The organism is Inquilinus limosus MP06 (assembly GCF_000767795.1).
Lineage (GTDB): Bacteria > Pseudomonadota > Alphaproteobacteria > DSM-16000 > Inquilinaceae > Inquilinus > Inquilinus limosus_E.
On record NZ_JANX01000186.1, the window covers coordinates 1 to 10,187 of the forward strand.

10 protein-coding genes are annotated in these 10,187 nt (G+C 70.4%); 4 read left to right on the forward strand and 6 right to left on the reverse strand.

Annotation, left to right across the window (positions count from 1 at the left end):
- Together P409_RS15925 and hpnA are read right to left on the reverse strand one after the other, a co-directional pair.
- Positions 1-246, reverse strand: a 246-nt coding sequence (locus tag P409_RS15925; RefSeq protein ID WP_034839032.1) for a glycosyltransferase, incomplete at its 3' end; no start/stop codon positions are given.
- Positions 243-1,238: a hopanoid-associated sugar epimerase gene (gene hpnA, locus P409_RS15930; RefSeq protein ID WP_034839034.1), complete on the reverse strand. Its 996-nt coding sequence runs from the start codon at positions 1,236-1,238 to the stop codon at positions 243-245. The genes hpnA and P409_RS15925, both read right to left, overlap by 4 nt.
- Before the next feature lie 254 nt (positions 1,239-1,492).
- On the opposite strand from hpnA, the gene P409_RS37135 reads away from it, so the two are divergent.
- Both P409_RS37135 and hpnE read left to right on the forward strand, forming a co-directional pair.
- Positions 1,493-3,229 (forward strand): squalene/phytoene synthase family protein, encoded by a 1,737-nt coding sequence (locus tag P409_RS37135; protein ID WP_081991544.1) that lies wholly within the window; start codon positions 1,493-1,495, stop codon positions 3,227-3,229.
- Positions 3,226-4,512, forward strand: coding sequence for a hydroxysqualene dehydroxylase HpnE (gene hpnE, locus P409_RS15940; RefSeq protein WP_034839036.1), 1,287 nt, complete (start codon positions 3,226-3,228; stop codon positions 4,510-4,512). The genes P409_RS37135 and hpnE overlap by 4 nt, the downstream gene beginning before the upstream one ends.
- A gap of 116 nt (positions 4,513-4,628) precedes the next feature.
- Here hpnE and P409_RS15945 read toward each other — a convergent pair whose 3' ends face one another.
- From P409_RS15945 to P409_RS15960, 4 genes are all read right to left on the reverse strand, one after another.
- On the reverse strand, positions 4,629-5,675 hold the full coding sequence (locus P409_RS15945) for an LLM class flavin-dependent oxidoreductase (protein ID WP_034839038.1): 1,047 nt from the start codon (positions 5,673-5,675) through the stop codon (positions 4,629-4,631).
- 86 nt (positions 5,676-5,761) lie between these two features.
- A complete protein-coding gene (locus P409_RS15950) occupies positions 5,762-6,088 on the reverse strand; it encodes a nucleoside triphosphate pyrophosphohydrolase family protein (RefSeq protein WP_034839041.1) in 327 nt (108 codons plus the stop codon).
- 158 nt (positions 6,089-6,246) lie between these two features.
- Positions 6,247-7,032, reverse strand: coding sequence for a phytanoyl-CoA dioxygenase family protein (locus tag P409_RS15955; RefSeq protein ID WP_052120733.1), 786 nt, complete (start codon positions 7,030-7,032; stop codon positions 6,247-6,249).
- 2 nt (positions 7,033-7,034) lie between these two features.
- The gene (locus P409_RS15960) at positions 7,035-7,793 is read right to left on the reverse strand and encodes a phosphocholine cytidylyltransferase family protein (protein WP_034839044.1); all 759 of its coding nucleotides are present in this window, start codon (positions 7,791-7,793) and stop codon (positions 7,035-7,037) included.
- 127 nt (positions 7,794-7,920) lie between these two features.
- Between P409_RS15960 and aepX the strand changes: the two genes are divergently transcribed.
- Positions 7,921-9,600, forward strand: coding sequence for a phosphoenolpyruvate mutase (aepX, locus tag P409_RS15965; protein WP_052120735.1), 1,680 nt, complete (start codon positions 7,921-7,923; stop codon positions 9,598-9,600).
- Positions 9,601-9,678: 78 nt separating this feature from the next.
- The coding region (locus P409_RS15970) for a thiamine pyrophosphate-binding protein (RefSeq protein ID WP_034839048.1) at positions 9,679-10,187 on the forward strand (509 nt) is incomplete at its 3' end.

The following is a 10,187-nucleotide window of genomic DNA, read 5'->3' on the forward strand; positions in this document are numbered from 1 at the left end:
GTCGGCCGACTGGTCGTCGACCACCACCACCCGCAGCCGGCCGGGATAGGCCTGGCGCAGATGCGACCCGACGGCGGCGCCGATGCCCTCGGCCTCGTTGCGCGCCGGGATCACCACGACCACGTCGGGCCATTCCGCCGGCGGCGGCGCGGCGGGCGCGGTCGTCGCCTCCCAGAACCGGCCCTGGGCCAGCCACAGCTTGAGCCACGCGACCAGGCTGGCGAGGGCGAGGATCAGGCCGATCATGTCAGGTAGCCATTGGCGCGGAACCAGTCGAGCGCGTCGACCAGGGCCTGGCGCGCCGACCGCGGCCGGTAGTCCAGCGCCGCGCGGGCCTTGTCCGAGGAGAAGTACATGGTCTTGCGCGCCATGCGCAGCGCGTCGCGCGTCACCATCGGCTCCCTGCCGGTGAAGCGCGACACCGTCTCAGCCGCCAGCGCCACCGGCCAGATCGGCCCCAGCGGCAGCCGGATCTTCGGCGCCTTGCGGCCGACAAGGGCGGCGATCTCGGCCAGGATGGCGGAGAGCGCGAAATCCTCCCCGCCCAGGATGTAGCGCTCGCCCGGCACGCCGCGGGCGAAGGCGGAAAGATGGCCCTGGGCGACGTCGTCGACATGGACCAGGTTCAGCCCGGTGTCGACGAAGGCCGGGATGCGGCCCGTCGCGGCCTCGACGATGATCCGCCCGGTCGGGGTCGGCTTGACGTCGCGCGGCCCGATCGGGGTCGACGGGTTGACGATCACCACCGGCAGCCCGGTCTCGGCCGCCGCGTCCCGCGCGGCATCCTCGGCCAGGAACTTGGAGCGCTTGTACAAGCCGATCATCTGGCCTTCGGTGGCCATGGTGGTCTCGTCCGCCGGCCGGCCATCCGCATGGTGGCCCAGCGTCGCCACGCTGGAGGTGTAGACGGCGCGGGCCACCCCGGCCGCGGCGGCGGCGCGCAGGATCGCGTCGGTGCCCGCGACATTGGTGCGCAGCATCGCCTGCGGGTCCGGCACCCACAGCCGATAGTCGGCGGCGACGTGGAACAGCGCGGTGCAGCCCTTCAGCGCCGGCGCCAGCGAGGCCGGGTCGGCGAGGTCGCCGGTCACCGGCTCGACATCCAGCCCGGCCAGGTTGCGGCGGTCGCTGTTCGGGCGGGCCAGGGCCTTGACCCGATGGCCTTCGGCCAGCAGCGCGCGGGCGACGGCCGAGCCGACGAAGCCGGTGGCCCCGGTGACGAGGGCGATCTCGGTCATTCGTCCCCGCGGGGATCTGCCGGAAGCGCGGCCTGTCGCGACACTGTCATCATGGCGGCGACACTGTCGAAGCGGACCGCCGACCGCAACCGAAAAAGCCGTAACTCTCCCCTGCTGCGGCCGTTGGTCCGTGGCCGTTTGCCTTGACAATTCAGCGGGGTCTGCGATCTGGTGGCGCGGTCCGGGGCCGCGCGGCGGACAGCCGCCATGCCACCATTTCCCGAACGGCCCCGGCCGAGACAAGACAGGCGATCATGACCGTGCCGGCCGACCGTGCCATTGTCGATTCTTCCCTGCCTGCCGGCACAGCGTCCACCGGTGCCGAAGCCGTGGAGCTGCCGGCCAGCAAGACCTCCGGCCAGGAGAACTTCCCGGTCGGGTCCTGGCTGCTGCCCAAGCGCCACCGGCCGCACATCGCCACCTTCTACCGCTTCGCCCGCGCCGCCGACGATATCGGCGACGACACCGACCTGCCGACGGCGGAGAAGCTGGCCCGGCTCGACGCGCTGGATGCCGGGCTGGTTCAGGGCGGGCCGGAGGCCGCCGCCCGGATGCGCGTCTCGATCGCCGCCACCGGAATCGGGCTGGTCGACTGCCGCGACCTGCTGGTCGCCTTCCGCCGCGATTCCGAGAATCGCAGCTGCCGGACCTGGGACGACCTGGTCGACTACTGCCGCTATTCGGCCAACCCGGTCGGGCGCTACCTGCTGCGGCTGCATGGCCAGGCCGAATCGACCTTCCCGGCCGGCGACGCGCTGTGCACGGTGCTGCAGATCCTGAACCACCTGCAGGATTGCGGCGACGACTGGCGCAAGCTGCGCCGGATCTACGTGCCGACCGACTGGATCGACGCGGCCGGCGGCATCGACCGCTTCTTCGCCGCCGACGCGGCCGGCGCCCGGCTTCGCCGTCCGGTGATCGACCGCTGCCTCGACATCGTCGACGTCCTGCTCGACACCGCCTCCACCCTGCCCGGCCAGCTGACCTCCCGCCCGCTGGCGGCGGAGGTCAGCGTCATGCTGTGGCTGGCCCGAAAGCTGGCCGCGCGGCTGCGCCGGGGCGACCCGATCCTGACGCGGGTGGCGCTGAGCAAGCCGGATTTCGCCCGGGCGCTGCGCCCGGGCCTGTCGGTGATGGCCTTCGGCGCCAGGCCGCTGGACGATGCCGCGCTGGTGCGGATGGCGGTGTTCCGCGCCAAATCCTCCTTCGCCTCCGGCATGCGCATCCTGCCGCCCGACGGCCGCCGTGCCATCTATGCCGTCTACGGCTTCTGCCGGCAGGTCGACGACATCGCCGATTCCAGCGCGTCGGTGGCGGAGAAGATCGCCGAGCTGCAGGCGTGGCGGCAGCGGCTGGACCGGATCTTCGCCGGCCGGGGGGAAGACCCGCTGGACCGCGAGCTGATCTGGGCGATCCGCCGCTTCGACCTGCCGCGCGCCGAGTTCGACGGCATGCTGGACGGCATGACCATCGACGCCGCCGCCGAGGTGCGCATCGCCGACCGCGCCGGGCTGGCGCATTACGCTCGCTGCGTCGCCGGCACCGTCGGCGTCATGGCGGTCAAGATCTTCGGCTGCCCGGATAAGGCCAGCGAGGCCTTCGCCGTGGCTCAGGGCGAGGCGCTGCAGCTGACCAACATCCTGCGCGACGTCGACGAGGATGCCGGGCTGGGTCGGCTGTACCTGCCGGAGAGCTGGCTGCGCGAGGCCGGGATCCCGACCGACGCGCCGATCCCGACCATTGCCGCCGACCCGCGCATCGCCCAGGTCTGCGCCCGGCTGGCCGCCGAGATCCAGCCGCTCTACGCCGCCCTGCCGGGGCTGATGCCGGTGGGGACGGAGAAGCGGATGAAGGCGGCGCTGATCATGCAGCACAGCTATCGCCGGATCTTCGAGAGGCTGCAGGCCCGCGGCTATGCCGACCGGTCGGTGCGGCCGCGCCTGTCGAAGCGCGAGAAGATCGGCATCCTGCTTTCGGTCCTGCTGAAATGACGGTCCATGTCATCGGCGGCGGGCTGGCCGGCCTCGCCGCCGCGGTCGAGCTCGCCCGCACCGGCGTCCCGGCGGTGGTGTACGAGGCCACGCCCCGCCCCGGCGGCCGCTGCCGCGCCTTCCACGAGCCGGCGCTGGATCGGGTGATCGACAACGGCAACCACCTGGTGCTGTCGGGCAACCGCAACGTCCGCCGCTATCTCGACCTGATCGGCGCCGGCGACCGGCTGGCGGCCCCGGCCCGGCCGGGCTTCCGCTTCGTCGACCTGGAACGCGGCCAAGAGTTCACGGTGCGGCCGAACCGCAGCCGGCTGCCCTGGTGGGTGCTGCTCGCCGGGCGCCGGGTGCCCGGGACCCGGCCGCGCGACTACGTCGCCTTGCGCCGCCTGTCCAAGGCCGGGCCGGAGGACACGGTGGCTGGCGTGGTGCCGCCGGGCGAGCTGTATCGCTGCCTGATCGAACCGCTGGCCGTCTCCGCCCTCAACACCCCGGCCGACGAGGCCTCGGCCCGCGGCCTGTGGGCGGTGGTGGAGCAGACGCTGGCCAAAGGCGGCGCCCAGACCATCCCGCTGATCGCCCGCACCGACCTGGCGGACACCTTCATCAACCCGGCGCTGGACTTCCTGCACCGGCACCGGGTGACGGTGCGGACCGGCATGCGGATCAAGACGCTGGAGTTCGAGGACGACCGCATCATCGCGCTGGAGCTGGACCAGGGCACCCTGCCCCTGGCGCCGGACGACCAGGTGGTGCTGGCGGTGCCGCCGGCGATCGCCGCGCGCCTCGTGCCGGGGCTGACGCCGCCGGAGGCCGACGAGCCGATCGTCAACGGCCACTTCGCCATTCCGTTCAAGGAAGAGCCGCACGACATCGCCGGCATCGTCGGCGGCACCGCGCATTGGGTGTTCCGCCGCCCCGGCATCGCCAGCACCACCGTCAGCGCCGCGCGCGGCTTGGTCGACGCACCGGCGGAGGAGCTGGCGGCGCTGCTGTGGGCCGATGTGGTGCGGGCCTTCCCGGACCTGGCCGGCCCGCTGCCGGCCTATCGCATCATCAAGGAGAAGCGGGCGACCATCCGCCAGAGCCCGGCCGACGAGGCCAGGCGGCCGGGCTGCCCGACGCCCTACCCCAACCTGTGGCTGGCCGGCGACTGGACCGCCACCGGCCTGCCGGCGACGATCGAGGGCAGCCTGCTGTCCGGCTTCCGCGCCGCCGACCATGTCCGCGCCGCCGGGGCCGCGAACGGCAAAGTCAGGGCCCGTCCGAGAAAGCGGCTGGCGTAAACCGTCATGGCGAGCCCCGAAGGGGCGTGGCCATCCAGGGGCGGCTCGCACCGGCCCTGGATGGCCACGGCGCTGCGCGCCTCGCCATGACGGAAAGGACGGTCGCGCCGGGTGCCTTATCGGGCGGGCTCGGCGAGCATTTCGTGGACGAGCGGCATGACCTTGCTGCCGAACAGTTCGATGCTGCGCATCAGCTTGTCGTGCGGCAGCGGACCGGCGCTGTATTTCAGCTGGAAGCGCACGGCGCCGAGCGCGGTGACGGTCGCGGCGATCTTGCGGGCCACGGTCTCGGGCGACCCGACATAGAGCGAGCCGTGCTCGGCCTCGCGCTCGAACTCGCCCTGTCCCATCGGCGGCCAGCCGCGCTCCGCCCCGATCTTGTCGCGCATCTTCTTGTAGTCGGGGAACAGATCCTGCCGCGCCTGGGCGTCGGTGTCGGCGACATAGCCGGGCGAATGGACGCTGATCGGCTGCACCGGCCGGCCCAGCTGCTCGAAGGCGCGGTGGTACAGGTCGACATAGGGGCGGAAGCGCTTCGGGTCGCCGCCGATGATGGCCAGCGCCAGCGGCAGGTCGTAGCGCGCGGCGCGGACCACCGATTCCGGGCTGCCGCCGACGCCGATCCAGGTCTTCAGCCGGCGTTCGCCCTCGACCGGCGGGAAGACGCTCTGGTTGCGCAGCGGCGGCCGGGTGCTGCCCTGCCAGCTCACCGGCTCCTGCTTCAGCAGCGCCGCGAACAGGTCGAGCTTCTCCTCGAACAGCGTCTCGTAGTCGCTGAGCTCAAAGCCGAACAGCGGGAAGGATTCGGTGAAGGAGCCGCGGCCGAGGATCACCTCGGCCCGGCCGTTCGACGCCGCGTCCAGGGTCGAGAAGCGCTGGAACACGCGGATCGGGTCGTCGGAGCTGAGCACGGTGACGGCCGAGCCGAGATGGATCTGCGTCGTGTGCCCCGCGATCGCCGCCAGCAGCACCTCGGGCGCCGAGACGGCGAAATCGGCGCGGTGATGCTCGCCGACGCCGAAGAAGCCGATGCCGAGCTGGTCGGCCAGCACGGCCTCCTCGACCACGTTCCGCAGCACCTGGGCATGCGGCAGCAGGGCGCCATCCGGCCCCGTGGTCACGTCGCCGAAGGTATCGAGTCCGAGTTCGAGAGGCTGGGCCATGGGGATCTCTGGGTCACGAAGCAAAGTTACCGCAGAGATGGCCACCCCGCGCGGCCGGTCAATCGTCCGATTGGAAACAGACTGTCCTATCCGTGGCCCTTCTCCGCGTCCCCGTCCGGCCGGAAGCGCCATTTGCGCTCCACCGCCTCGGCCAGGTCGATCCTGTTCGCCCGGGCAAACAGCAGGATGTGGCCCAGCACATCGGCGGTCTCGTCGGCCAGCGCCTGCCGCAGCTCCGCCTCGGGCCGGCCATGCATACGGCCGCGGCCGGTAAGCTTGTTCCAGACCTGGGTCAGCTCGCCCAGTTCTTCATGCAGCTTCAGCAGGAACCAGTCCGGGTCACGTCGCACGCCATTGGTCTCGGCGTAGCGGCATGACGCGTCCTCGAACTGGTCCTTCAGGCGGTCGAGCATGGGATCCTCGGGCGAGAATTGCAGGCTGCTGAAGGATCCCGCCTCCCCAAGTTGTCATGCCCGGGCTTGACCCGGGCATCCAGGGAGCGTCGACACCCTCTGGATTGCCGGGTCAAGCCCGGCAATGAAATGACAGAAAAGGGAAGCCGCGATAGGCTTCACACCCGGAACTTGTATTCCTTGCCCGGCTGCCGCTCGATATCCGGCGGGAAGTTGGCGCGCTTCTCGGCGAAATAGCGCTCGCGGTGGTCGCCATCGGCCAGGCGGTTGTAGGTCAGGTACAGGATGCGCCGGGCCTTGTCGGTCAGGTTCGGCTTCGACGCATGCGGGGCGTAGCTGTCGAAGAACAGCACGTCGCCCGGCTCGGTCGGCACCGGCACCAGCTTGAAGCTGGCCATCTGCTCGTCGGTCAGCGGCTTCCACTCCTCGCCGATCAGCCCGGTCAGGCGCGGCATGTCCGCCATCTCGAGGCAGCCATTCTCGACCGTGGCGCGGTCGACCGAGACCATCACGGTCAGGAAGATCGGGGCGTAGCGCGACCAGCCGGCCTGCTGGTCCTGGTGCGGCTCGAAGCCGGCGCCGCCCGCCATCTTGAAGTTGATCTTCTCCTTGTAGAGGCAGGACGGCGCCTCCAGCAGCTGCTCCACCGCCTGGAACAGCCGGCCGTGCCGGACCAGCCCGTCGAACGCGGCGTGGTAAGGGCAGAAATTCTCGATCCGCTGCACCACCCGCTTGGCCGGATCGAGCAGGCTCGGCTCGTAATAGACCATGTGCTTGCCCGGCTCCTCGGGCATGGCGCTGAGCTCCTCCGTCCAGCGCGTGATCGCCGCGGTCTCGGCGGCATCGAAGAAGCCGCGGGCGGCCACCCAGCCGGTGCGCGCATAGGCCGCGAGGTCCTCGGCGGACAGCGGGCCGGCGACGCCGGGGTTCACGGAATCGGGCATTCTCACTGCTCCAGCTGCGGCAGGATCTCCCGCTGCGCGCGGGCCACATCCACGTCGAAATCGATCTCGGTCCAGGGCAGGTCGCTGATATCCGCCACGCCGAACCGGCTTGGATGGGCCAGGATCAGGTCGCGGATCGCTTCCTCGTACTCAACAGTGGTGATGCCCTCCCGCACATACCAGTCCGTGCGGTCGCCGAGCGCACGCGCCATGTCGGGCGAGAAGCGGAAGAAGCCGACCGACTCGCCGTGCCAGTCATGCGCGTGCTCGGGCTTCTTGCGGAAATCGACGATGGTGTCGCCGCGGAAGCAGATCTTCACCGGCTCGTCGCCCGGCTCGATCTCGCGGTCGACCAGCAGCACGTTCTCCGCCGCCCCGTCCAGCAGGCGGCCGATCATCGGCGCCGGGTACAGCACGTCGCCATCCATCAGCACCACGGGCGCGCCGGTGGCCAGCCGCTCGCGCTGGACCCAGAGCGAGACCAGGCTGCCCTCGCGGTAGCGCGGATTCTCGACGAAGCTGACCCGGCCGCCCAGACCAAGCCGGTCGATCTCGCGCCGGATCGAGTCGCTCTCATGGCCGATGGTGATCGAGATGTCCTCGATCCCGTTCGCATGCAGCGCGGCAATATGCCGTTCCAGCAGCGACTTTCCGCCGAACTGGAGCAGGATCTTCGGCCCGCCGGCGGCCGTTCCCAGGCGTCGGCCGACCCCGGCCGCGAGGATGATCGCGGTGGCTGCCCGCCTATCGGAGTATGACAAGACCGTGATGCTCCGGTTGCATTTTTCTGAAGTCGAACGAAGATACAGGCCGAATTGCCGGCCCGGCAAGGCGTCGGGCGGCCGAGATTCCGCAACCCGGACATCCGGTTTCATGAGTGAAGAAGCGATGAAGGCCTTGGAAGACACCGCCGCGGCGGGCTCGACCGGCAGCGGTTCCTCGGCCAAGGCCGACCGCCCGAAGACGGTGTTCGCGGCGCTGCGCGAGGAGATCTTCTCCCCCACCCTCTCCTTCCTGATGGAGGCGCATAACGGCCTCTCCGCCAAGATCGTCGAGGAAGCCGGGTTCCGCGGCATCTGGGCCTCGGGCCTGACCAACTCGGCCAGCCTGGGCCTGCGCGACAGCAACGAGGCGTCCTGGACCCAGGTGCTGGACGTGCTGGAATACATGGCCGACGCGACCACGCTGCCGATCCTGGTCGACGGCGACACCGGCTACGGCAACTTCAACAATGTCCGCCGCCTCGTGCGCAAGCTGTGCGAGCGGCGGATCGCCGGCGTCTGCATCGAGGACAAGCTGTTCCCGAAGACCAACTCCTTCATCGGCGAGGCGCAGCCCCTGGCCGAGATCGAGGAGTTCTGCGGCCGCATCAAGGCCGGCAAGGACAGCCAGACCGATGACGATTTCGTGCTGGTGGCGCGGATCGAGGCGCTGATCTCCGGCCGCGGCATGGAGGAGGCGCTGCGCCGGGCCGAGGCCTACCACGCCGCCGGCGCCGACGCGGTGCTGATCCATTCCAAGAAGTCGACCGCGAACGAGATCTTCGAGTTCACCGAGCGCTGGGCCAACCGGTCGCCGGTGGTGATCGTGCCGACGATGTACTACGCCACCTCGACCGACCTGTTCCGCCAGGCCGGCATCTCGACGGTGATCTGGGCCAACCACCTGCTGCGCTCCTCGATCACCGCGATGCGCGAGACGGCCAAGCAGATCTTCGAGGACCAGTCGCTGCGCGAGGTCGAGGGCCGGGTCGCCAGCGTCCGCGACATCTTCGCCCTGGTCGGCAATGCCGAGCTGGAGGCGGCGGAGCGGCGCTACCTGCCGGGCAAGGCGGCGCCGAAGGCCGTGGTGCTGGCCGCGTCGCGCGGCGATCTGGGCGACGAGCTGACCCGCGATCAGCCGAAATGCATGATCGACGTGCGCGGCCAATCGCTGCTGCAGCGCCTGGTCTCGACCCTCGGCGGCAGCGGGCTGAAGGACGTCACCGTGGTGCGCGGCTACCGCAAGGAAGCGGTGGTGGTGCCGGGCATCAAGACGGTCGACAACGACCGTTATGACGAGACCGGCGAGGTCTACTCCCTGGCCCAGGCGCGCAAGGCGCTGGAGGGCGAGACGGTGGTGGCCTATGGCGACGTGCTGTTCCGCCGCTACATCCTGGACGGGCTGATGTCGAGCGAGGGCGACATCGTCCTGGCGGTCGACGCCATGAGCCTGTCGGTCAAGCAGGCCAAGAAGACCCTGCGCGACCTGGTGGCCGCCGACCGGCCCTATTCCGGCAGCTACCTGGACGACACCCCGGTGCATCTGAAGTCGATGTCCGAGTCGATCCCGGCCGGCGAGGTCAGCGGCGAATGGATCGGCCTGGCCCGGTTCAGCGCCCAGGGCTCGGTCTGGCTGCGCGAGGAGATCGACCGGATCGAGGCCGAGGGGCTGCTGGAGACGGCGGACCTGCCGCTGCTGCTGACCCGCCTGGCCGCCCGGCATCCGGTGGTGGTGCAGTACTTCACCGCCCATTGGCTGGATGTCGACACGCTGAGCGACCTGGCCGACGCCCGCAACTTCACCTGAGGAAAGGGCGGCGCGCGACCCTGCCATGCGTCCGCGCGCCGCTTCCCTCCCGGGCCGTCGCATTCTACAAGAACCGGCATGATCACCGCAGACGAGTTCATCGCAGCGGCGAAGGCGCGCGGCCACGACTTCTACACCGGGGTCCCGTGCAGCTTCCTGACCCCGCTGATCAACGGCGTATTGTCGAGCAAGGCCCTGACCTATGTCGGCGCCGCCAGCGAGGGCGAGGCGGTGGCGATCGCCGCCGGCGCCTGGCTGGCCGGGCGCAGGACGGTCGTCATGTGCCAGAACTCCGGCCTGGGCAATGCGGTCAACCCGCTGACCTCGCTGAACGCGCCGTTCCGCATCCCGACCCTGTTCGTCACCACCTGGCGCGGCCAGCCCGGCCTGCCGGACGAGCCGCAGCACGAGGTGATGGGCCGCATCACCCAGGATCTGCTGGAGCTGATCGAGGTGCCGCAGGCCGCCTTCCCGGCCACCACCGAGACGCTGGGCCCGGCGCTGGACCAGGCCGCGGCCCGGATGGACGAGACCGGCCTGCCCTATGCCTTCGTCATGAAGAAGGGCGATGTCCGGGACGAGGATTT

Bases quoted from the DNA above. Each gene is read 5' to 3' on its own strand.
- hpnA (WP_034839034.1), bottom strand. From the start codon at position 1,238: ATGACCGAGATCGCCCTCGTCACCGGGGCCACCGGCTTCGTCGGCTCG.
- aepX (WP_052120735.1), top strand. From the start codon at position 7,921: ATGAAGGCCTTGGAAGACACCGCCGCGGCGGGCTCGACCGGCAGCGGT.
- P409_RS15945 (WP_034839038.1), bottom strand. From the start codon at position 5,675: ATGGCCCAGCCTCTCGAACTCGGACTCGATACCTTCGGCGACGTGACC.
- P409_RS15955 (WP_052120733.1), bottom strand. From the start codon at position 7,032: ATGCCCGATTCCGTGAACCCCGGCGTCGCCGGCCCGCTGTCCGCCGAG.
- P409_RS37135 (WP_081991544.1), top strand. From the start codon at position 1,493: ATGACCGTGCCGGCCGACCGTGCCATTGTCGATTCTTCCCTGCCTGCC.
- hpnE (WP_034839036.1), top strand. From the start codon at position 3,226: ATGACGGTCCATGTCATCGGCGGCGGGCTGGCCGGCCTCGCCGCCGCG.
- P409_RS15950 (WP_034839041.1), bottom strand. From the start codon at position 6,088: ATGCTCGACCGCCTGAAGGACCAGTTCGAGGACGCGTCATGCCGCTAC.